Raw genomic sequence first — 22519 nt, 5'->3', positions numbered from 1 at the left:
TAGATAAGTAAATCCAAAGGAATAAAACGGTGCATCTTTTTTATAAACAGTTAATCTTTTTTCAAAACGGTTAAACTTTGTTATATGATCAGTTACAATAAAGATGTTTAATTCTGCCCTTATAATCACACAAAACACCGTCCAGTTAACCTAGACGGTGTTTTTAATAGTTGTTTAATATCTCTGTATTGTGAATTACATTGCTTAAATTGAATAACAATAAAGTCGTTTAAAATCTAAGTCTTCTTCAACAATCACGCCCGATTATTGAAGTTCGGTTTTAGACTAATCCACTTCACATATATACATTATGAAGCTTCAAGATGAAGACTGCTGCCACGATAAGAAGGGACACCGTCAGAAAAGTAACTGCGAACGCGCTTTGCCCACTTGCGTACAAAGCTGCGGAAGCAACAATGAACACAACCAGCTTAAGCGTAGTTCGTATGGGGAAGGAGAAGATGGGGATCGACGCCTTCGGGGAGAGAAACATACCCCATAGAGTTGCTATGACTAGTGGCGTGGCAACCGCGAGTATAATTTTGACCGCTGCCCCTGTCTTGATATGATAACCCCAGTAACTGAACGCAGCCATGGCACCAAGCTCCAGTAGAAAGAATCCGGTGAGGACACTAACACCTATCCATTTTATTTCCATCCGACTCTTCCTCCCAATAAAAAGAATTAAGAAACTAATGTTAATTTTTTTATATACAATATGCTTCGGCCATATTCTAAATTCCTGCCCTTTAACTTAATAAAAAATTATTTCAAAATTCCGTGATTTGAGCAATCGCTTTATTCCAGAAAATGGCCATTTTGTTCAATAGTATGACTGGCGTTTTTTAAACGACTTTATTGTTACTAAACAGCGTGGGTTTTTTCCGAAATGCTAGCGGTACCCCATGCCCATCAACTTAAGCATTCAGAATTACCCCAAAACGAAAAAATGAGCTTTTCTGTTAAAAGTTAGCACAAAATTTCGTTCTGGGGGTATTTGTTTTTCTTAGCTTGATAGCAATGTGGCGAGACCCCAGGACTAACTTAAAAAGCAGTAGCCTGAAATTAATTTCGGGTTACTGCTTTTTAACTATATTCAAAAAATAATTAACTCAACCTTTTATCTTCATGGCTTTACTATCTTTTCCAATCTTACTCGTTTAATAAAATCATCTAATGCCTCTTCTTCATTACCATAATGAGCAATTGAGGTTTCTACAATACTCGCTCTCTCATCAGTTGCACAAACAACCCACTTATTATCCTCTTTATAAATTAGAACCTCATCCGGATCCACATCTTTTTCATGAAACCAGTTATAATATTTTAATCCTTCTTCTGATAGGATTCGTTTTGCCTCATCTCTTGTCATATTAAAATTATCCTCCTTATTTTATTTGTTTCAATCCTTCTAATTGTTCGACTGTTAAAGGAAGTTGTATTTGTGTTCCCCCTTTTATTGTCCCAAAACCTGGAGCTATCTCTCCAATTTTTGCTTTTAATTTGCTATAATCACCACAATAGTACTAGCATCTACCTGTGCTTTTAGTGTAGGGTCACTACAATTATCAATATAGGTTTTTATATTCGAGAAATCACCTACAGCCTCATATTGATGGTATTTGCTCACATCTTCCAAATACTACTCAAATATAAATATAGGATGTTAGGTAAGAATGCTACATTCTTCTCTATTTACCTATGCGTATACTTTAAATCAAAGAATCAAGGAACGGCCTGGTTAAAAGAAAAAAGGTTAACACCCCACCATAAAAGTTCTACTGAAATTGAGTTAATTCCAACAGATTTACATGCTAATATACCACATATAGGTTCAGCATCAGATTTAAGAGGAGGAAAATAAAATGAACAAAATAATAAAGCAAGTATTAAATGAAATAATTGATTCGGAAATGGTAGTATCAAAAAAAGAAGATGCATATAAGTCAATCGAAACAATTGAACGAATATATGGTGTAGATTTACCATTAGACTACAAAGAGTTTTTGCTTGAATATGGAGGGTGTTTTATTAAGGATAATAGAATGTACCAGCCAATTGAAGTTACCCCTGTAACTCCCAAGGATGGTTTTGACCCGATAGGTGGCTTTTATGGTATTACTAGTGATGCCTATGAAATTGAATCAATCATTCAAACTTATAAGGATATTTTAGGAAGTAGTGTAATGCCTATTGCAGATGCAGACGGGGGAGATTTAATATGTATAGGCTTAAAAGATAAATACAGGGGTAAAATTTATTATTGGTATCATGAAGGTGAAACAATAAACGAAGATGGAAAAGAATATTATTATCTTATAGCAAACTCTTTTGAAGAATTTATTTTAAAATTTTCAATTCATGAAAGAAAAAAAAGTATAAATTTAGATGACATCGAACTCTTTTTAGACGAAGATTTATTAAAAGATTAAATAGTATCCCATAGATAAACGATAGCGACAAACCTTATTCAAAGTTCTTTAGGGATGTAACGCTAAAAGAATTAAAAAAGTAAAAGTGTATAAGAAAAAGCCCCCACCACCGCCAAGTAGAGAAGAGCTTTTCCAGGTAAACTACGATAAAAGAAGTCGCGAAGTATTATATTAACGCTTAGTGTCCTTACATAACCCTCTGTAAACCTATTAGATAAAATCAGATATTGATTATTTGGAAAACTAACAGTTATTTTAAGTTGAATGATCTGAATTCCCGTAAATAACTGTAAAATAATAAAAATTTCGTTTTGGGGGTATTTGCTTTTCTTAGCTTGATTGTGATGTGGTGCTACCCCATCGCTATCAAGCTAAAATTATGTAAAGTCAATTTTAGGCGAGATTGTTTCTTTTTTCTAAAGGGCAAGTGTAGGTGATTTTAAAATTTGCATACGAAATAAACCCTAACGGGTTTCACATTTTTGAATTAAGCGGCTTGATTATTAGACAGGGTACAATTGTAAACGACACCTAATATATCAAAGACCGTTTTTTTCTCATATCGATGAGATTTCCGCCCGTTTTGCTGTAGGAGATTGAACAGGCGAAGTAACACCTTTGATAGCTCTTGGGTGTCTTTTTGAATAGTTTGGAATAGAAGAAGAAAATAGTCTTTAATCATATATATTGCTTTATACTCACTAAGCTCCCGTTTTTTCTTCATAAGGAGTAATTGGCGCATTTGAAACATGATAGAAGAACAGAGTAGAATGGCAATCAATTGACCATATAAATGGCACTCCAATCGTTCTGGTTTTATCTTTTTACAATGATGAATTTGAAAGAATGACTTCCACGTTTTAAATAAAATTTCGATTTGCCAACGCAAAGAATACCAGTCATGTACCTGTCCCATCGGGACAATATCTATAGGGGTGTTTGTCATATACACATTTATACCACTGAGCCGTTTACTACGAGGAGAATATGTCATTCCTTTCTTTTTCTCTCGAACAGCTTGATCTCGTAGACGTTTTTGTTGTTGCTCTTCGGTAAGTCGATGGACGATGACACGAGTTGGTACTTTGTCACTCATCCCTACATAAGCATCTGTTATTTCATAGGTTTGTCCTGAGTGAAGGGAATTCATCAAATTCTCCATATCTAACTGAATGTATTGCGTACTCTTCTTTATTCGTCCATCTTGGAAGTAATCTGGGTTAGGATTTTTCTGATAAATACGTGTATTGGATTTAATACGAGAGATATAGTAAGCTTTGTTATCGTGTATATGTTGAAGATCTTTGAGGTGAAAATAGCCTAAATCCCGGATACACAAATCATTCGCTTTCACAGTCGGGACGGACAAAGAACCGTAGGTTCGATCATGTTGTTTACCTGGTCCTGTATGAATGTGGAGGAACTGTCCACTTAAAAGGTCATATTCAAGTTGAATTTTTATACCAGCCTTATGGCTACAACCTCCTGCACCTGGATAAACCGATGAAAATACATCTGGAAGTTGAAATGCAGTTGAATCTAAGATGCGAATACTCTTAAAAATAGAAGTATAGGGAGAAGAAAACAACCGAGATGAAGATAATTTTCGGTTCAGAAGTTTAGCTAATACTTGTTGTAGGAACTGCACGGCTGCGACGTTAAATCGTTGATTCAGTCCTTCAGGACTGATGAGTACTTCTGTTGATGCTTCTAAACAACTACATAACTGGGTTAAGGAAGTTTTTGCTACACTTTGGCTTATCCATACGCATAAAGCTGTTAAATCTTGTGCTCGATACTTACTTGTTCGCTGTACAAACCCAACATCTCTAGCTAGATTCTGTAAGGTATTTGGGGATAAAAGACTCTGAATCTCCTGTGCAAATAGTTGTAGTTCGTCAGATACAGAAATAGACATACAAAAAACGCCATCCTTTCCTATGATTCTACAGAAAGAATAACGCATTTTATTCATTTTGAGGGTATTTCTTTTTATTAGCTTGATAGCGATGGGGTACCGCCCCATGCCCATCAACTTAAGAAATTGGTAGTTCCCCAAAACGAAGAAAATTTTCGTTTTGGGGACACTTCAAAATATTAGCTTGAGGGCATGGGACTGAACCCCTAATGCTTTATTTTAATAATAATTCTTTTCATAAAATAAAACCCAGTTATCAGTCTAAATCATTTTTTAGATCTAACAATAACATGTGTGCATTTGTAGAAATTTAATTAAGTTTGATAAAAAGAAATCGCATAGCCTAATCAGCATCCAATAAATAAACTATATTTTGAATAAAGATTGATCAAAATATAGTTAAGCTTTCTAATGAAGTATGGAATTTTTATAAAAAAGTTTGATTACTTCACAATACAATTTTCAAATGTTATTAATTAACCTTTTTACTGCATTAACTACGACTTCTGGTTCATCATTTTGTATATAATGGGCACTATTTTTAGCTATTATAAATTCACCATTAGAGGATATTTGAAGAATCTCTTTCTGCATTTTATTCCATAGCCCTTGTGATTCTTCTGAATAATGAGCTTTTTTACCTGCTGATATAACAATTAAAGGGACACTCAGTTTCCTTCTTGAATCCTTTAGCTGTTGCAGGCTTTCCATAAATTCATCATATGTACCCTCATAAACAAATTGTTTGTTATAAGCATCTTGAAACTCCTTAGGCATTGTTGGCAAAAACCTATCTTTATAATCTTCAGGTGTAGAGTCAACTAGCACTACCCCTGCGACCTCTTCAGGATATTCAGAAGTATATATGCGTGCATTTACCCCACCAAAAGAATGTCCCACCAAGATGTAAGGGGGCTCAATACTCAATCGACTAAGGGTTTCTTTTAACTCTTTTACCATATATGTACTTGTTCTAGGATTCAAGCTTTTCCCGCTTTTTCCTAATCCAGCCCTATCATAAACGAGGACATTTGTAAGTACAGAAATTTCAGACACAATAAACTTCCATGATTTAGAATAGTCTCCATATCCAGCATCCATTATAACAGTTGGTTTATTCTTTTTATCCCCATAAAATTTTGTAAATAATTTAAAACCATTAAGTTGAACAAATGTTTCTTTCACTGTTTGAGCTTTCATCTTTGTATCTCTCATACTATCCCTCCTATATAAAACACTAACAATACTCTCCACCGTCTTCAAATAACCTGCCCCTCTGTTTAATGAAGAATCCTGAAGTTAGACTTTTATTAAACTTTATTATTAGTTATCAACCTTTATTTCAAACCAACAGCATTTTTACCTTTCAGATAGTCTCGTTTATTCTAATTTCTTCATTTCTTTCAGCTGTTCTATCTCCTTTTCTGAAGCATTTTCTATTTTATACAGTTCATAGCTACCCTTTATCTCATCTATCACTACAAATTCAATTTCATTCCGAACATAGCTTTTAGTTTTTCCTTTTTTATAACCAATAACATTATCTAATATAGTTTCCCCACTATCTTTTTTATATAAATTATAGCTAACAGGTGGACGACCAAGTACATACTTATTATCAGAAAATCCGACTATATCATCCCTCCCTAATCCTCTCGAAACACTCCAGACAAATATAATCTGAAATATAGAATAAACAACAATACCGCATAATAAAAAGAATAGAATTGATTTAAAAAATAACTTTAAAGGTATCCTGTTCAAAAAACATTCCCTCCCATTTCACCTCGAGATAGCAAGAACAAAAGTTGAATTTTGTACGCTAAGGAACCGGATTTTTTAAATTGTTGAACTCAATCTCCCGTTAGTGCAATAAGAAAAAGAGTTACCGCAGTAACCCTATTGTTTATAATACACGTCATTGGGAGAAGCTATGGCAATCTATGAAACTTTCCACAATCTTTTAACCTCCACCAATTCCTGTCCATTGAATTCCATTCTGTATATATCTGGTTTTGATGTCTGTAGTAAAAAATTCAAATCATACTTACTGTCATAATACCCCATCATCAAAGTCATAACAGCTCCATGAGTTCCTAATACTACTTTCTGTCCTCGATAGGTGTTTAATACATCTTTTAAGACTTTTATAGCACGTTTCTGACAGTCGACATTAGACTCTCCTCCCGTTAAAGCAAAGTCGGGGTCTAAAAATGACTTTTTTATCAAAGGAAATAATTCTTTATCCGACATTCGTTCCTCTTCAGCAATAAAAATTCTCTCTTTTAAGTCTTCAAATACTAAAACTTCTTGTCCTATTTGCTTCGCTAACTGCTGAACAGTTAGAATTGAACGATTGTATGGACTTGAGATAACAACGTCGATTCCCTCACCTTGTAATATATCTGTTATTCGTTGAACATCTAATTTTCCTTTTTCAGTTAATCCTCTTGTTCCTTCTTTTCCAGACTTTGGTGAATCTCCGTGTCTAACCATATATATGAAAGTTTTCATAATTACCTCCATTTTTTTTAGGTTTCTTTATTCCGTATATAGCTTATATTAATTAAAAAGAACTTTCCCAATGACCATAACTAATAATCACTATAAATCCTTCTGCATGCGATATCTTAAATACATTTCTTTACAATTCCGTGAACGTAAATGTATTAAAACAAAAGAACTCGTAAAATGGAGAGCTAAAAAAGACGAGTTCTGTTCTAGCTCTTTTTTCATTTTCTAATTAATAATTCGTTTGCATATTCACGAGCCCAACGATCGGCGTCTAATACTGTTTCTAAATCTGGATTTGCAGTGCTATGATGAGCTTCAAGAGTAGAATAAATTGTTTTTTCAATATCAAAAAATGAAATTTTGTTTTGTAAATATAGCGTATTTGCAATTTCGTTCGCTGCATTTAAGACAGCAGGTGTTGTACCACCAATTTTCCCTGATTCATACGCATAATGTAAGCAAGGGAATTTTTTGAAATCTGGCTTTTCAAAGTGTAGGCTAGCTATCTCTAGTAGGTTTAATTTTTTATAGTTCGATTGTAATCTAGTTGGATAATGGAATGCATATTGAATCGGCATTCTCATGTCAGGGGCACCGAGCTGTGCCATGATAGAGCCATCTATAAATTCAACTAAAGAATGAATAATACTTTCTTTATGAATTAAAACATCAATTTTCTCATAAGGGATATCAAATAACCAACGTGCTTCCATGACTTCAAAGCCTTTGTTCATTAATGTAGCTGAATCAATGGTTAGTTTTGCTCCCATTAACCAGTTGGGATGCTTTAAGGCGTCTTTAGCTTGTAAGATTTCCATTTCTTCGCGCGTTTTATCTCGAAATGCACCGTCTGAAGCAGTAACAATAAGCCTCTCAATTTCTTGAGTATTTTCCCCATTTAAACATTGAAAAATGGCAGAGTGTTCACTGTCTACTGGAATTAAATGGCAGCCGTTTTGTTTCGCTAATTCTGTCACAATATACCCTGCCGCAACTAATGTTTCTTTGTTAGCAATTGCTATATCTTTTTTCGCTTTTAATGCTTCAATTGTTGGAAGGAGACCAGAGACACCGACAACTGAAGATAATACAAGATTAGAATCAGGGTGAGTTGCAACTTCAATTAATCCATCTGTTCCATATGTGACTTTTGTATCCGTAGGAATTCGCTTCCGAAGAGCATCTGCTAATTCTTTTGTACTTACACTTACAATTCGAGGGTGAAATGTAGATATTTGTTTTTCGAGAAGGTCAATATTGTGATTTGCTGTTAAACCAATAATTTTAAAATGTTCCGGATGAGTAGTGACTACATCTAATGCAGACGTACCAATTGAACCGGTTGAACCAAGAATTGAAATATATTTTACCATAATAATTCCTCCAAAGTTGTATAATCTCTTTTTGCAAATCTAGATATAATTAGACAAAAAAGATAAAATTCCTTCTTTTCTATAGAAGAAACAACAGGAATTAAGCTAATATAAAGTAAATGGTTCTGTTGCAAAGTTATCCAAAACCTGTCTCCTGGGCGAGGTGTTGAAGGATATGTGGAGATAGATATCGCTGTAGTTCTTCAGCAAACAAATGAAACTCATCTTGAATCGAAAGACTCATAAAAAACGCCATCCTTCCTGTATATTTCTACAAAAAGAATAACGCTTTCTATGAATTATGGATATAAATTCATCTTAGATTAATAGTAATGTATGGTGATTCCTAATAATAAATTACTAGCCACGTCTTCTCATTAATTTTTTTACAACAAAATAGAAAACAGCAAGAGCCACTGCAATAATAGCAAAATATTTAACGTAGGGCCCTGCTACTTCATTTATATTCTCCCACTTTTCACCCAGTTTCCAACCTAAATATACAAATAATGCCGACCAAGGAATAATTGCAAGCGTAGTAAGCGTAATAAATCTAACATGTGACATTTTAGCAATACCTGCAGGTATTGAAATAGCATGGCGCACAAAAGGAATAAAACGTGCTGTAAATATTACACCAGTTCCATAACGATTGAACCATGCTTCCGCATGATCAATATGCTTTTTTTGAATGAAAATATATTTTCCATAACGCTCAAGTACTGGTCTTCCTCCATAACGACCAATCCAGTATATAAATAGCTGTGCTATAACTCCACCAATTGTACCGAATACAACAGCACCGAAAAACGATATATTTCCTGATGACACTAAATATCCAGCATATGCTAGCACAATTTCACTTGGTATTATTTCAATCATTAGTCCAAGCATAACTCCCCAATAACCAAGTCCTTCTAAAAATACTAAAATTGAATGGATTAAATTACCTAACATCTTTACACCTACCATATACAAAATTTTCAAACATACTAACAAAATAAAGATATACCTTATTCCAGGCATATCTCTATTTTACATAATATACAAATTATTCCTAGTAAAATATGATAAATTTTTCTTTGTTATGTACTGACCTTCCTTTATATAACACCCATTATCAGTAGGCAACGATGCATAAAATTTTCGTTATGGGGGTAATTAAAAATATTAGCTTGATGGCGATGTGGTGCTACCCCTATCTGGGAAAGACCCAAAGATTCACTCTATTATAGACTTATCGTTAAATATCCAATCTATTACCTGTCGCCTTCCTATAAACCATAATAATTTTAAAATAGTAATCCCAACTGTTATAAAAACAATAAATTAAATTTTTACAAAAGAAAACAAAGAAAGAGTGAAAAAAAATGCACAAACTTCTACGGCACAAGAAGTAAACTGATCAAAGAAAACTAAAAATTCTGATATATAATTCGATAAGGGTTTTTGTTTTCTCTTTCTTTGTTGTTATGAATATAACATTAAAAACGACATAAATCAACAAAAAATTATATAATTCTTATTTTTTCGACAATTAATCACAATTCCCCCACCCATTATTTTTTTAAGGCGTTATGTACATTTTATATCTGCTACATGATTAATTTATATATATGGTACATCATCATGGTGGTTCCTAGTTCTTAATTCATTAAAAATCATATCGTAGTAATTATCCAGTTGCCATAGCACCACCGGCATTCGGATCAAGATAATACCACTTGTGTTCTAATGCAAACCATCTTGTCTTTTTCGCGCCATTTTCATAGAAGGGTTCTGGTGCAAAAAGATGATAAATAAAAAAAGAATCACGAATTCCTAAAGGAATCACCTGTTAAGCAGTTAATCCAAACAGTTGGTTGATAAAAATATTCTGATTTTGAACAGACTGATTCCGTAGATCAAGTTGTTCTTTTTTGACTATATGCATCGCTTCTACACCACTCAATATAGAGACTGATGTTTTGCATTAGTTCCCAATCAATTTTTCCGGAAAAAAGTTCATTAAAATGTTCGTATACTTCTTCCTTGCTAGGGCGAAATAGCTTCAATTCCTTCCAATTCCGAATTCGAGGCATCAACTGAATTCCAAGCAAAACTGCTAACCAAAATAGGAGTCTACTATTCTCCGTGTTATTCTTCATATATTTCCACCAGACCCAAATAAATTAGTATATCTCCAATAGAGACACATTAATTTAAGTTATAATATTTTTTGCATAAAAAGAAATGTTGTTTTTCATGTATACCTATTAAATGAATACTTTGTATTAAGTTTGGATTATGAGCGATTGGATCAGGGAAATGTATGTGGCCAGCAATGTCATCTTCGATTTTAGAAAGCATTTTTTCTAAATTCTTCGTTTCATTATCTAGCCCTTTAATTAACCTTTCAAATGAAATTTTACCTTCTATTCCTTTAGGTGGTAGCAAAATAAAAGGTGCTTTCATTGGTTTGTTGTGTTTCTCTTTATATTCAGTATATATGTCCTTACTATGGGTTTTGTAAGGTGACTTTTTTCTTGCTGCAGCAATTGGTCTAGACAGTGGTAAATATAACTTATTTAATTGTCGAAATCGCCTGACCATTAAGTATAAATGATAATATGTTTCTCCAAAAGACCACTTATCCTTATAAGGCCGTTCCCATTCTTTGTTTTTGAAACACTGTATTTCATTAGCGAATTCTTCTCTTTGTTGATAAATTTTGTTAAAATGATTAGTCATGTAAATGCTCTGCATAATTCCCCCTGTGTATGTTAGTTAAAGTTTCTATAATTTGCGAATAGCACACTAACTTAATATTATAGTTAGTAAAGTTCTTTCCGCTTAACAAACACCAACTATAATTTTCGATAACCCCACGTACATAATGAAATAATTCACCTTCAATTTCTGTTTCATCCTTAATAAAATAATTCCTTACTAAAGGTGAATTGATATTGTTTTTAATATCGAATAAACTAATCCCTTTACATTTCACATAACTTTCTTTAAAAGTCCATGCATCTGTAAAAAAATTGATTTGTTCTCTTTGTGATAGAGTTAATAAGTGTTTTAGTTCTTCTTGAGTAAAGAAGAATTGAGCTAACTCATGATTGCACCGCTTATATTCCTCAATATCAGCCCCTACGGCAGCATTATCACTGTAAGTACACATAACCCATTCATTACAATTTGAAATATTAAAGAAGCCTTTCGATAATAGAGGCTTCCCTCGCATATTATAGGTTATACTCAACGGATATTTCATTCTTTGTTTTGTGAACAGCACATACTGTATAAGTAAATCGCTGTACATAATATGAAGCTTTTTTTTAGGATGTGTAGTTTTTTTTAATCTCTGTATAGCTCGTTTAGTGAGAATTCTTCTTGATATAAGATTACTTTGGTTTTTATTTATCTTACAGAAGAAAATATCCATAATTAATCCTGAAAGTTCGATAATAAAATTGAGGCATTATGTCCACCAAACGCAAATGAATTATTTAAGACCTTACCACCATTATAATTAGATACCTCTTCTAGAAGAAGGTTAACTTCTATATCCTCTCCCACACTGTCTCTTGATACATTAATAGTGGGAATTAATTTTCCTTTTTTAATCATCATACAACATAATGCTGTTTCAATTGCTCCAGCAGCCCCTAAAGCATGTCCATGTAAAGATTTAGTCGAGGATACTAAAGGATTGTGATTAAATACTTCCTTTATAGCCTTTGATTCAGTTAAGTCGTTAAGTTTAGTAGATGTACCATGAGCGTTTATGTACTCTACCTCATCAGAACTACATTTAGCATCAATTAATGCATTTTCCATACATCTTGTAACACCATTGAGGTCAGGCGCCAATAATGAAGTAGCATCTGATGAACTTCCATAACCTTCTATTTCACAATAGATATGAACCCCACGCTCCTTTGCATGATTAAGCTCTTCAAGAATAAGAAAGGCCGCCCCTTCACTCATTACAAATCCAGATCTATCTTTTGAAAAAGGGACACTAGCTTTATCTAAGGATTTAGAGTTCGTCAAAGTTCTTAACTTTCTAAAAGCTTCTATAACTTGTGGAATAACACATGCTTCTGCTCCACCTGCTAATATTATTTTTTTGCTACCATTTTGAATTTTTTTAAATGCTTCTCCTACCGCTACTGTTCCTGAAGCACAGGCAATTGAATAAGCAAGAGATTCACCTTTTATACCTAAATCAATACTAATATTTGCTGTTATCATATTAATTAGATTTCTAGGTATTACAAGCATTGTCATTTGATCTACACCTTTTACAGCTGCAGTTCCAAACTCATCTGCGAGGGCACGAATGCCCCCAACAGAACTTCCAACAAACACAGAAACATTTTCATTATTTTCATCATTAATTAATAAATCTGCATCTTTAACGGCTTCTCTTGATGCAATTACGGCCATTTGAGTACAACGATCCATATACCGCTTATCCTTTGTTGTAAGTGGTTCATTAAAAATGTCATCTACCTCCCCAACAAATTTTGTATTTTCATATTTGGAAGGAATAATACCACTTTCAAGGTTAACAATACTTTCCCAGGAACTTTCTCTGGTAATACCATTTGGTGAAACAATACCTATTCCTGTTACCACGACTCTATTCATAAACTCGTCTACCTCCATTGTCATTTCAAATGCATTTCATTTTTGACCTTATTCTTATTAAGAAGAAGGTAAATACGGCAATTATCATTCCATTACTTGCAAATATAATGTTTAGATTATCAGTAACTCTAACAAAGTTGACAAAGTCAAACATAATTTGATCCAAAAACACTCTTACACCTATTCTTGATAGAAGGTATGATCCAATAATAGTTAGGACCGCAATAGGAAAACTAAAGGAAAAATGCATTCTCATTAGTTCTTTTAATGAATAACCTTCTAATTTTAATGTCTTAATTGATTTGATACTATTTTGATAACTGAACTCAAGAAGTGAGTAAAGTAATGCAACTTGTAGAACTATAGCAAGCCCTAAAATAAGTGTGATCTGTTTGTTTATAACATCTAAGATATTTTTTCCGGAAGTTATTATCTCGTTCCTAGTCAATGTAGCTTCTATCCCGCTATCGTTAGCATTATCATATGGGTTTGATAGAGCTACTGCAGGTACTGAATATGTTTCATGGTTGAACATTTCTCCGTTATCGGAAACTAAATATATATTACTCACTGTAGTAACATTGTTGACTTTATTAATTTTAAATGAGTAATCTTTTTGATTAGTTACATCTTTTAGTAGTAACTTATCTCCTACTTTTTTCCCATATTTATCAGAGAATGCTTGAGTAATTATTACATCTCCATCTGCCAGCTTGAGATTATAATTGTAATACTTAGAATCAGAACCGATTACATAAACACTTTGTGTAATACCGTCTTCATCATGTAAGTTATATAGTTTAAACTCTTCACCCTTGATATCATGTTGATTAGGTGGATTTAAAAACAAAATTTCTTCAAAAATATTCTCTGATGCTAAGTCATCGACATAATTAGTTACAGAGTCTTTCAATAAAAACGAAAAATTAATCAGTAAACCTACAAAGAAAATCAGTACTATAAACAAAGCCATTTCCTTTTTATTTCTATTTATCCGCTTTATCCGATACCGGTAAGTAAAAGGAATGAATTTCATGATTTTGCTACTTCTTTTTCTTATAGATTTAACTTTATTTTTCTTCTTTTTAAATTTTATATAAAACTGATAAACTAAAACAAAGTTAATCACTAAAACAATAGCTAACGAGAAAACTAAACATTCCGTTAATAACACATAATCAATTTTAAGAATTGGATAATTATATATTTGGCTATTCATTTGCATAATCGTCTCAATCAAAAATATACCGATTGTACCACCGATTAACCATGCAATTAAAAGTGTTAAGCTCGTTTCAGCTATATAATGTTTAAAAAGAATCCATTTGTTAAAGCCTAACTTATTAAATGTTGCTAGGTTATTTGATTCTTTCTTGGATACTTCAAAATGGTAAACACTTAAAAGAACCCCAACTATTAGATATAGTAAGCATGTTAAAAGCAACGCAAGATCCCTTGGTGCTTTTGCATCACCTATTACTTGTTGTATCCTCGTGTTATTTTGAGAATCATTTATATAAGTTGGTTTAACGATTTTCGAAACCTCTTGAACATCTAGATTGCTAGTATAAGCATAATATGAAGAGAACTCATTACCGAATAACCTTTGAAACGTTTCTTCATTTACAAATGCTATACCAAAAACTTCAGAATTAGCTTGCAACACTAGATTACTATTTTTGGTTGTAATATAATCAGGTGATATTGCAGTTCCAACTATTTTTAATTTTTCTCCATTAAAGGTCAATTCATCATTGAGCGCTAATTTATTTGCTTTTAAATAGTTATTGTCAATTAGAATCTCTTTATCGTTTTGAATATCACGACCGCTGGTCACTTGATATTTATTAATTTTTTTTCTTGACTGGAATATTCGAACTGTACTGCCGCCTTCCCTCACTTCCCCATTTTTAATTTGTTCCAAGGAAATATCCTTAAATTTTTCGTCAATATCGTCATTAGTTATAAATATACCGTCCTCTACGTTATATTCGCTGTTGAATTTTTCAACTGATTGTAGAACGCTACTTGTACCAACAAAAAAGCTTATAAAGATACCAGTTGTAGCAAAAACAACAAGAAATATAACTAGAAACTTTAATTTATAAGTGTTTAATCTTCTCATTGTACGTTTTCTGAATTTTCTCTTTATATTTTGATTTACCATTCTAAATTCTCCGCTAATTCAATATCTTCATTTACCATATCATTAACCTTTTTCCCATCATGAATAGTAATAACACGATTGGAGATTTTCGTTATTTGTTCATTATGGGTTATAAGAACAATCGTAGTTTGATGACTTTGTTGCAGCTTTTGTAATACTGTTAGAACCTCCTTAGATGAATTCCCATCAAGTGCTCCCGTAGGTTCATCACAAAACAGTATTTTAGCTCTTTTCACTAAAGCTCTTAATATCGCAGCTTTTTGCTGTTGACCTCCGGAACATTGATTAGGAAATAAATTAATTGCTTTACGAATATCCCAATCATCGATAAGATTTTCAATTTCCTCAATAACACCATGTTCTAAATAGATATTCTCATGCAAGGTTAGATCATCAATTAAGTTATATTCTTGAAAAATAAAAGCAATATCATTTTTTCTAAAAACATTTACTTCTTTTTTAGAGAGATTACCTATATTTCTTTTGTTTACTTGAATTTCGCCTGAAGTAACACTCTCTAGTCCCGATAAGCATTTGAGAAGTGTAGTTTTACCCGACCCAGATTTCCCAATAATTGTACAAAATTCACCCTTAGTTATACCTAAATCAATTCCTCTTAACACTTTTAATTCATTTTGCTTATTTGCATTAAAAACCTTGATAACGTTAGTAGATTTAATCATTTGTACCTCCATATTTGTGTTTAATTGTAATAAAATACGAATAATATGTATCATCTGCTGGTGCAATTTCACTTACTTCAAATCCAGATGAATCTAGTAAAGTAAGGAAAAGATTCCACTGTTCCGCTTGAGCAAAATCAATAAGCATATTATTTAATACAACTTCAGCTTGGAGAATACTATTACAGATATCAAATTTATAGCGAGATATAAGATTCCAATCCTTATTATGCTTTGCCATTAGCTCTTGATAAATCTCAAAATTAGGATAATACTGACAAATCACAATAGAACCGTCCCTATGCAAAATTTCTTTTAGTCGCTTGAAGAGCTTTTCTTTTTCGTCTTGAGTAAGATAAAATAACATGTAGCTCATATTGATCATGTCAAATTTACATTTAAATGAAAGGTCTATAATGTCCTCGTTATGTATAACAACATTCGATTTATCTTTATATTTAGTTTGTAATTTTTCAAACACCTTTTTTTGTCTTTCTACACCAACAATTTGTTTATCATCAGAGCTCAAATGAACATCAATATAATTACCATTTCCACATCCAATATCAAGAATTGACTTAAATTGTTTTTGAGAAATAAAAGTTGCATAGTTTTCTTTTGTGTAAATATTAAACGCTAATTCTCCAAGATCTGTGTAAAAATCCTCTGAAAAGCTAGGAGATATTTGTTTAAAAAAATCCAATTTATTAATTTCTTGTAAATAGGTAAGGACCTCTTTAATATATACAAACTCTAATTTCTCCATTATTTTTCCTAATGTTGTATTATGTTCTGTATTAATTACACGCTCAATGAACTTGTAATCACTTTGTATTTTATTTACAATCTTACTATAATTTTTGTCTTCAAATTCAACTAAGCTATTTCTGTCCTTTACTGCCAAAAGGTATTCTTGATTTAATGTGTATACATTCTCTTTTTGTGAAATCATCCCCAACTGGATACCTAAATCCATAAATGAATGAAATATATTATGATGCATGTTTCCTTTTGTCATTTCTTGAACATTATCAAAATTTTCATATACCTTCCTTAATACAATAAATCTTATATAGTTTTTAACTTTTGAAAACAAAAGTAATTGGAATAAAGGAGTATCTCTTATCCCTACAATCTTAGATAATCGAACTAAAATGTTTATACGAATGGACTTCTCTGGTAACTTATAACGTTTGTTTGGAGAATATGATTGATACTTGCTCATTAACAAACTGTATTGCATTTAATAACCCCCTCCTCTTTTATGATTAAATGATAGGAAGCAGAAAGCTTCCTATCTTTCCAAATTCCCCGTAAGTTACGATGTTATTAACACAGGCTCATTGTACGTGGATAAACTTTGAATGTTTTCTTTAATTATTTTTAAAGTCATATCCAGATCTTCTCTTGAATGAGCAGCTGAAATAAAGAATCTTATTCTAGCTTCACTTTCTTTTACTGCAGGATAAATTATTGGCATCGCATTTATTCCATTTTTAAATAATATTTCCGAGAATTTAAGAGCTTCATCCGAGTTCCCAATGATTAAAGGTACTACTGGAGTGTCGTAGCTTTCACCTGTATCAACGCCTAGTTTCTTTAATTCATTTAAGAAATACGTATGGTTTTCTTTTAAACTTACAAATAGACTTTCTTCATTTTCACAGATTGTTAATGACGCTAACGCTGCGGCTGCATTAGCTGGTGTCATTCCAACACTGAAAATAAATCCAGGTGAATTGAATCTTAAATATTTAATAAAGGATTTGCTACCAGCAATATATCCCCCACAACTATTAAGGGATTTACTTAATGTTCCCATTAGAATATCTACTGATTTAGGGTTAACATCATAATAACTTGTAACACCTCTACCATTCTTACCAATAGTACCGATTGAATGCGCTTCATCCACCATGAGAATAGCATTATACTTTTCTTTTATTCTGATTAGTTCTGGTAGTTTACAAATATCTCCATCCATGCTGTAAACACCTTCTACCACGATTAAAACCCTGCGGAATTTCGATCTTAGCTTTTTCAGCTCATCTTCTAGATGATCCATATCATTATGTTTAAACGGTTTTCGCTTGGCATTAGAAAGAATTGCACCTTGAATAATACTATTATGAGCCAATGCATCATGTAGAATTAAATCTTCTTGATTGACAATATTCCCTATAGTATTAACGTTAGTACTGTGTCCTCCCACCTGAATTAGAGCATCTTCTACATCTAAGAATTCAGCAATTTTTCTTTCAAGCTTTTGATGGATTTCAATTTCTCCGCTAAGTAACCTACTACCAGAAACACTCGTTCCATAACGATTTATCGCTTCAATGACGGCCTGGTTAATTATATTTGAACCATTAATACCGAGGTAATTATAAGTGGAATAATTTATCTTCTCTTCTCCATCTATAATAATTCTATTTGATGCTATTCCATGGTTTTTTCTGAAATAAGGAATGTATTCTCTGCTTTTAAGATATTTATGAAACTCTTTAACTTCATTGAAATCATCCAGTAATGAAGCTGTTTCTTGATTCATTTCCATCCCTATTTCTTTATATATTAAACATAAAATATTATTTACAGTTGTATCCTCTTGTTGAAAAACTTCTTCCAAGTCGACTTCTTTCATCTCAGGAAAGTCATGTACTACTAATCTATGAAAATCCATAATCATCATTGAGTCCAGGCCAAGATTATTAACTAACGAATCAGTTACAGCAATATCACTTTGATCATAACCTGTTATTTCAGCCAAATGGCTAATGATTTTATCGTATACTTTATTCATGGTAAACCTCCATTATTCTTTTATGTTATAGCGAAATGATTTATTAAGAAGTTAGCAGCATTTACTGGACCATCAATATTTTCTAAAAGTTCCTGCATTTCTTTTGCCTTATTATGCATCTCTTTATTTGTTAGAGAGAAGTCTATCAATTCACCAATTTTCTGAGTCGTAATATCTTTTCGTTTAAGTTCCAATGCATTACCAAAAAGAACACATTCATTTATATTGGCTTTTTGTTCTGCTTGCAGTCCAAGCCCAAGGAATGGTTTACCAGATAAACAAGCCGTTTGAACTGTACCTTCTCCACCATGAATAATAGATAAATCTATTATATTTCCCAATTTATGAGCGGGAAGTAAGTCACAAAGAATAATATTCTTGCTACTAGAAAAAATATTGCCACTAGACGCAAGTATTTTCTTCATTGGACATATAACTGTCACCGGAAGTTTCTTTAAAATATGTAAGAATTTCATGATAATTTCTTTACTTCCAGAGCTTCCCATCGCAAAATAAATCACAGGTTGATTTGAGGGAAGACTATATAGAAATGATGGTATGGGCATATCCAGTTTTGCATAAACCGGGCCAATATATTTATAGTTAGCAGGAAGATCGTCCACACCACTAATTTCAGGAATGGTTGTAATTAAATTATAATCAGCATCCAGTGCATCTATGGTGTATTTTGGAAGTTCTACTCCTTCTTCTTTTGCCAATTTAGAAAAAGACTTTGGTTTATAAGTAATACCTAAAGCAACCTTTTTATAGAGATTCATGGTGACTTTTTTAGGTAAGAAAGGCTTATTAATTATGGGAGGTAATTCTAGGTGTCCTTTTAATAAAAAAGTTCTGGTGTATGCTAATGGTTTAATATATACAAGTGGTGTTTGACAAGCTCTCGCTGAAATAAACATACTTAATGTAGTTCCGATAACGACAACCGCCGGACAGTAAGTATTTATAATTGTTTTCTCATTCTCAATTCGTTTTTTGAGATGTTCGTATGTAAAGGGATGTTTTATACCCTTCATCTGATCGACTTTCATGAGTTGAGTGATATCGTCTTCACTTAAAACTGGTTCAAGGTGGATAAATTCAAAGTTAGCTTTTTCAATAAGATAAGCATATTTTCTAGAGTAGCCTATAAATATGCAATGAAAGTATTCGGAACATTTCTTTGCTACTTCTATTGATCTGGTAGTTTCGGCCAAGTTAAAAGTTTCTGGTGCAAAAATAATGTTTTTTTTAATTATTCTCATCCTCCTTAAACGTATTTCTAATATATATTCACTTAGAAACTTCAACATGGATTTTATTAAGTCTCGAGGGACTTGAGCGGCGATTTAACTCGGCTTCTGTATCCTTCTTTACTACACTACTACAAGCTAAAATTGGCGGATTATCTAAGATTTCATAAAAGCAAAACTAGCGATGATAATAGCAGCCATAATGCCTAAAAGGCCACCTAAAACCATCTTTTGTTTGAAAAATTTCTTCACTATAAGCCTTTTAAATTATTCCTCCTAGCATTCGTTTAACAAACAGATTGATAGATAACGAACAATGTGTAGTTGATAATAAATTCATGTTGTTTATAATGAAATTATATCGTTTTTTCCATAAAATTCAATTTACATTTAAGGCCTAAATGTAAGATAAAAAACAAAAGGATGAAATCTGTTGTTTATAATGACAATAACGAACGGGGAGGTATAAGATGTTGAAAAAAGCGGATCTGCGGATTATTCGAACAAAGAAATTTATATATGATGCTTTTATCAAACTGATAGCGGAAAAGGGATACGATGCTATTACCATTCAAGATATCGCAGATGAGGCACTCATCAATCGGGCAACATTTTACTCGCATTACAGGGATAAACAAGATTTGTTAACAAAGCTTAGCGAGAGTGCACTAGAAGAGTTGACAAGTAAGATGGTCCTATATGCCCATGTGCAGGGACATCAAATAGATTTTTCGAAACTCGAGGAAGTTTTACAATCGATATTTGAGTGTATGGTAAAACATGCGGACTTTTATAAAACCATGTTTGGGCCTCATGGCATTCATGATTTTAACCTACAAATGCAGCAGACTATTATGGATAATCTTGAACGAAATTACATTGAGCTTAAAATTGGAGAACATGACTCAGATATTCCAAAGGATATGGTATTACGTTTCTTCACTTCCTGTGTTGTTGGGATGGCAATTTGGTGGCTTCAAAATGACATGAAATATTCACCAAAATATACTGCACAACAGTTAGTGAAGCTTATGACTAAAGGACCCTTTTGTGCAGTAGGCTTTACTTTTTTTAATGAGCGCTAGAAAGAGCAACTGTACCGGGAATTGCAAAGGGTTCTGGTGCAAAAATAGAATAAAAGATAATAAAGCGCATAGATTTCTAACGAAATCGTATCTTATGCTGTAAGTCCAAACAATTGATGAATGAATTCTTTCTCGTTTTGGACAGACTGATCCCGTAAATAAACTTGTTCTTTTTTAATCATATGCATGGCTTCTACTCCAGAAAGTATGGATGTAACTGTGTCAAAACATTTGAACCCTAGCATAGATCGAATTCGCTTCTTTAGAAAGCGATGATCTTGTTCTACTATGTTATTCAGGTACTTTTGTTGTCTAAGTCACATACCACCAGGTATGCTTTTTTCTTTTTTCAATTGTTCAATTGCTATAGTATAAGCTGAATTTTTATCGACTGTTATAACACGAGGTTTTGAAACATGAAAAGGCTGCAAAAAGCTTTTTGCGGCCTTTTCGTCCCGTGTTTTGCTCAGGTAAAAATCAATTGTATTTCCTTTCGAATCAACAGCACGATACAGGTACATCCATTGACCTTTTACTTTGATATATGTTTCATCGACTTTCCAGGAGTCACTTGTTTATTTAATTTGATGATTTTAAATTTAAAAATTAATTTTTTGTTGATAGGAGCTTGTATATGAAGGTAATGTGTATAAAAAATTCAGGAGATACATTTTCAGAGGGTTTATTAAAACAAGGATATAATCGAGACTCGATTATAAATTTAGAAATCCATAAGGAATATGTGGTTTATGGTATTAGTTCATTGAATGGAGAATTAGACTATCTAATCTTAGGTGAAAATGAAAACTTGCCTTCATGGTACCCAGCCGAATTGTTTGAAGTATCTAATCCTTTACAACCTTTAGATTGGTATTTTGCGGATCATAAACATAGTAAAGCGACAACAATAGAATATATATGGGGTTATAAAGAATTAGCTTTAAACGATAGACATGCTCTTGGTTTAATGGAAAGAGAGAATAAAGATATTGAAATATTTTTAAAGCGTAAAGCTGAAATTGATAAATTTGAGGAATTGTAATAGTAAAGGATCTGATTAACTTATAAAAAACGTAGGAATTAAATATTCCTACGTTTTTTTGTACATAACATTTAAATAAACACCTTATTTTTCAAAAAAGTTGAAGGATCAAATGGAAGATTTTCTAGTTTGCGATTTGAATCAATATGATATTTTCCAAATCGATTTTGTATTATCTGGTGGAACCGTAAAAACAGTAAAAACTATCGGTAAGGTAGTTGGGACTGTTGAGGATATTGAAAAGAAAGCGAAAAATCTTGATAAGGCTGCGAAAACAACTAATTTCACAAAGTATCCCACAGGTTTTGATGAAGTTGGCCCGACACGACCCAAAAAAGAAAATTGTACGTTAAGGAAATATTTTACATACAAAACCCGATTCTCATGTATTTAAAGAATCGGATTTTTATTACTTTCTTTTAATTTTAGTTTCCCATAATGGACGTAATTTTTCAAAATTAACCTTTTTCTTATTGATCCGTATTTACTTCCCTCTCCTCTCTATTTAAATAATCGCTTATAAAAACAAATTGCGAAAAGGGATTACATTTTTAGGTTCTGGTGCAAAAACTTCAAAATATCTAAAAAAAGTCTTTCAGACTTGGACATACTGA

Annotated in this window: 21 protein-coding genes and 3 pseudogenes; 5 read left to right on the top strand and 19 right to left on the bottom strand. The window is 32.4% G+C overall.

Annotated features, from left to right (window positions below):
• Positions 1-295: 295 nt before the first annotated feature.
• Both V7038_RS10535 and V7038_RS10530 read right to left on the bottom strand, forming a co-directional pair.
• On the bottom strand, positions 296-658 hold the full coding sequence (locus tag V7038_RS10535) for a YrdB family protein (protein WP_335470127.1): 363 nt from the start codon (positions 656-658) through the stop codon (positions 296-298).
• Between the two features lie 468 nt (positions 659-1126).
• Positions 1127-1372: an Imm59 family immunity protein gene (locus V7038_RS10530; RefSeq protein WP_335470125.1), complete on the bottom strand. Its 246-nt coding sequence runs from the start codon at positions 1370-1372 to the stop codon at positions 1127-1129.
• 243 nt (positions 1373-1615) lie between these two features.
• On the opposite strand from V7038_RS10530, the gene V7038_RS10525 reads away from it, so the two are divergent.
• Together V7038_RS10525 and V7038_RS10520 are read left to right on the top strand one after the other, a co-directional pair.
• Entirely contained in the window at positions 1616-1864 is a 249-nt protein-coding gene (locus tag V7038_RS10525) for an HNH endonuclease (RefSeq protein ID WP_335470122.1), read from the top strand.
• Between the two features lies 1 nt (position 1865).
• On the top strand, positions 1866-2432 hold the full coding sequence (locus tag V7038_RS10520; RefSeq protein WP_335470119.1) for an SMI1/KNR4 family protein: 567 nt from the start codon (positions 1866-1868) through the stop codon (positions 2430-2432).
• A gap of 487 nt (positions 2433-2919) precedes the next feature.
• Here V7038_RS10520 and V7038_RS10515 read toward each other — a convergent pair whose 3' ends face one another.
• The 16 genes and pseudogenes from V7038_RS10515 to V7038_RS10440 all read right to left on the bottom strand — a co-directional run bounded on the left by V7038_RS10515 (position 2920) and on the right by V7038_RS10440 (position 19790).
• Positions 2920-4350, bottom strand: a complete 1431-nt coding sequence (locus tag V7038_RS10515; protein ID WP_335470116.1) for an IS4 family transposase — start codon at positions 4348-4350, stop codon at positions 2920-2922.
• 462 nt (positions 4351-4812) lie between these two features.
• The gene (locus V7038_RS10510) at positions 4813-5565 is read right to left on the bottom strand and encodes an alpha/beta fold hydrolase (RefSeq protein ID WP_335470113.1); all 753 of its coding nucleotides are present in this window, start codon (positions 5563-5565) and stop codon (positions 4813-4815) included.
• Between the two features lie 165 nt (positions 5566-5730).
• Positions 5731-6114, bottom strand: coding sequence for a hypothetical protein (locus V7038_RS10505; RefSeq protein WP_002096049.1), 384 nt, complete (start codon positions 6112-6114; stop codon positions 5731-5733).
• A 177-nt stretch (positions 6115-6291) separates the two neighbouring features.
• The gene (locus tag V7038_RS10500) at positions 6292-6864 is read right to left on the bottom strand and encodes a histidine phosphatase family protein (RefSeq protein WP_000846740.1); all 573 of its coding nucleotides are present in this window, start codon (positions 6862-6864) and stop codon (positions 6292-6294) included.
• 218 nt (positions 6865-7082) lie between these two features.
• Positions 7083-8237 carry a 1-deoxy-D-xylulose-5-phosphate reductoisomerase gene (locus tag V7038_RS10495; RefSeq protein ID WP_335470111.1) on the bottom strand — a complete coding sequence of 385 codons (1155 nt, stop codon included), beginning with the start codon at positions 8235-8237 and terminating at the stop codon, positions 7083-7085.
• 360 nt (positions 8238-8597) lie between these two features.
• Complete coding sequence (locus tag V7038_RS10490; RefSeq protein ID WP_242273664.1) at positions 8598-9194, bottom strand: DedA family protein; 597 nt, start codon at positions 9192-9194, stop codon at positions 8598-8600.
• Between the two features lie 880 nt (positions 9195-10074).
• Positions 10075-10203: pseudogene (locus V7038_RS10485) on the bottom strand (IS6 family transposase); the annotation flags it as partial.
• Between the two features lies 1 nt (position 10204).
• A pseudogene (locus V7038_RS29515) lies at positions 10205-10354 on the bottom strand (Tn3 family transposase); the annotation flags it as partial.
• A gap of 79 nt (positions 10355-10433) precedes the next feature.
• A complete protein-coding gene (locus V7038_RS10475; protein WP_033714320.1) occupies positions 10434-10982 on the bottom strand; it encodes a DinB family protein in 549 nt (182 codons plus the stop codon).
• On the bottom strand, positions 10960-11664 hold the full coding sequence (locus tag V7038_RS10470; protein ID WP_070140241.1) for a 4'-phosphopantetheinyl transferase family protein: 705 nt from the start codon (positions 11662-11664) through the stop codon (positions 10960-10962). The genes V7038_RS10475 and V7038_RS10470 overlap by 23 nt, the downstream gene beginning before the upstream one ends.
• A gap of 2 nt (positions 11665-11666) precedes the next feature.
• On the bottom strand, positions 11667-12875 hold the full coding sequence (locus V7038_RS10465) for a beta-ketoacyl-[acyl-carrier-protein] synthase family protein (RefSeq protein ID WP_215573096.1): 1209 nt from the start codon (positions 12873-12875) through the stop codon (positions 11667-11669).
• A gap of 25 nt (positions 12876-12900) precedes the next feature.
• Entirely contained in the window at positions 12901-15042 is a 2142-nt protein-coding gene (locus V7038_RS10460; RefSeq protein WP_335470109.1) for an ABC transporter permease, read from the bottom strand.
• Positions 15036-15725 carry an ABC transporter ATP-binding protein gene (locus tag V7038_RS10455; protein ID WP_335470107.1) on the bottom strand — a complete coding sequence of 230 codons (690 nt, stop codon included), beginning with the start codon at positions 15723-15725 and terminating at the stop codon, positions 15036-15038. Before V7038_RS10455 ends, V7038_RS10460 begins: the two co-directional genes overlap by 7 nt.
• Entirely contained in the window at positions 15718-16968 is a 1251-nt protein-coding gene (locus V7038_RS10450) for a class I SAM-dependent methyltransferase (protein ID WP_335470103.1), read from the bottom strand. The genes V7038_RS10455 and V7038_RS10450 overlap by 8 nt, the downstream gene beginning before the upstream one ends.
• Positions 16969-17043: 75 nt before the next feature.
• Positions 17044-18528, bottom strand: coding sequence for an aminotransferase class I/II-fold pyridoxal phosphate-dependent enzyme (locus tag V7038_RS10445; protein WP_002203019.1), 1485 nt, complete (start codon positions 18526-18528; stop codon positions 17044-17046).
• 20 nt (positions 18529-18548) lie between these two features.
• Positions 18549-19790: a glycosyltransferase gene (locus V7038_RS10440; RefSeq protein WP_002203020.1), complete on the bottom strand. Its 1242-nt coding sequence runs from the start codon at positions 19788-19790 to the stop codon at positions 18549-18551.
• Positions 19791-20248: 458 nt separating this feature from the next.
• Between V7038_RS10440 and V7038_RS10435 the strand changes: the two genes are divergently transcribed.
• Complete coding sequence (locus V7038_RS10435; protein ID WP_070129429.1) at positions 20249-20863, top strand: TetR/AcrR family transcriptional regulator; 615 nt, start codon at positions 20249-20251, stop codon at positions 20861-20863.
• A gap of 92 nt (positions 20864-20955) precedes the next feature.
• Here the strand turns inward: V7038_RS10435 and V7038_RS10430 are convergent.
• Positions 20956-21438 (bottom strand): annotated as a pseudogene (locus V7038_RS10430) (IS6 family transposase); the annotation flags it as partial.
• A 59-nt stretch (positions 21439-21497) separates the two neighbouring features.
• Between V7038_RS10430 and V7038_RS10425 the strand changes: the two are divergent.
• Positions 21498-21905, top strand: coding sequence for a hypothetical protein (locus tag V7038_RS10425; protein WP_098988861.1), 408 nt, complete (start codon positions 21498-21500; stop codon positions 21903-21905).
• A 112-nt stretch (positions 21906-22017) separates the two neighbouring features.
• The gene (locus V7038_RS10420) at positions 22018-22299 is read left to right on the top strand and encodes a hypothetical protein (protein WP_098988860.1); all 282 of its coding nucleotides are present in this window, start codon (positions 22018-22020) and stop codon (positions 22297-22299) included.
• Positions 22300-22519 lie beyond the last annotated feature (220 nt).

Origin of the sequence: Bacillus sp. JJ783 (assembly GCF_036963225.1) — a bacterium.
Classification (GTDB): domain Bacteria; phylum Bacillota; class Bacilli; order Bacillales; family Bacillaceae_G; genus Bacillus_A; species Bacillus_A cereus_U.
This window is presented reverse-complemented; position numbering and strand designations above follow the sequence as displayed.

Excerpts from the sequence above, each read along its gene's own strand:
- V7038_RS10500 (WP_000846740.1), bottom strand. The coding sequence starts at position 6,864 with ATGAAAACTTTCATATATATGGTTAGACACGGAGATTCACCAAAGTCT.
- V7038_RS10530 (WP_335470125.1), bottom strand. The coding sequence starts at position 1,372 with ATGACAAGAGATGAGGCAAAACGAATCCTATCAGAAGAAGGATTAAAA.
- V7038_RS10420 (WP_098988860.1), top strand. The coding sequence starts at position 22,018 with ATGGAAGATTTTCTAGTTTGCGATTTGAATCAATATGATATTTTCCAA.
- V7038_RS10510 (WP_335470113.1), bottom strand. The coding sequence starts at position 5,565 with ATGAGAGATACAAAGATGAAAGCTCAAACAGTGAAAGAAACATTTGTT.
- V7038_RS10495 (WP_335470111.1), bottom strand. The coding sequence starts at position 8,237 with ATGGTAAAATATATTTCAATTCTTGGTTCAACCGGTTCAATTGGTACG.
- V7038_RS10475 (WP_033714320.1), bottom strand. The coding sequence starts at position 10,982 with ATGCAGAGCATTTACATGACTAATCATTTTAACAAAATTTATCAACAA.
- V7038_RS10445 (WP_002203019.1), bottom strand. The coding sequence starts at position 18,528 with ATGAATAAAGTATACGATAAAATCATTAGCCATTTGGCTGAAATAACA.
- V7038_RS10450 (WP_335470103.1), bottom strand. The coding sequence starts at position 16,968 with ATGCAATACAGTTTGTTAATGAGCAAGTATCAATCATATTCTCCAAAC.
- V7038_RS10515 (WP_335470116.1), bottom strand. The coding sequence starts at position 4,350 with ATGTCTATTTCTGTATCTGACGAACTACAACTATTTGCACAGGAGATT.
- V7038_RS10470 (WP_070140241.1), bottom strand. The coding sequence starts at position 11,664 with ATGGATATTTTCTTCTGTAAGATAAATAAAAACCAAAGTAATCTTATA.
- V7038_RS10490 (WP_242273664.1), bottom strand. The coding sequence starts at position 9,194 with ATGTTAGGTAATTTAATCCATTCAATTTTAGTATTTTTAGAAGGACTT.
- V7038_RS10455 (WP_335470107.1), bottom strand. The coding sequence starts at position 15,725 with ATGATTAAATCTACTAACGTTATCAAGGTTTTTAATGCAAATAAGCAA.
- V7038_RS10465 (WP_215573096.1), bottom strand. The coding sequence starts at position 12,875 with ATGAATAGAGTCGTGGTAACAGGAATAGGTATTGTTTCACCAAATGGT.
- V7038_RS10435 (WP_070129429.1), top strand. The coding sequence starts at position 20,249 with ATGTTGAAAAAAGCGGATCTGCGGATTATTCGAACAAAGAAATTTATA.
- V7038_RS10460 (WP_335470109.1), bottom strand. The coding sequence starts at position 15,042 with ATGGTAAATCAAAATATAAAGAGAAAATTCAGAAAACGTACAATGAGA.
- V7038_RS10425 (WP_098988861.1), top strand. The coding sequence starts at position 21,498 with ATGAAGGTAATGTGTATAAAAAATTCAGGAGATACATTTTCAGAGGGT.
- V7038_RS10525 (WP_335470122.1), top strand. The coding sequence starts at position 1,616 with ATGGTATTTGCTCACATCTTCCAAATACTACTCAAATATAAATATAGG.
- V7038_RS10440 (WP_002203020.1), bottom strand. The coding sequence starts at position 19,790 with ATGAGAATAATTAAAAAAAACATTATTTTTGCACCAGAAACTTTTAAC.
- V7038_RS10520 (WP_335470119.1), top strand. The coding sequence starts at position 1,866 with ATGAACAAAATAATAAAGCAAGTATTAAATGAAATAATTGATTCGGAA.
- V7038_RS10535 (WP_335470127.1), bottom strand. The coding sequence starts at position 658 with ATGGAAATAAAATGGATAGGTGTTAGTGTCCTCACCGGATTCTTTCTA.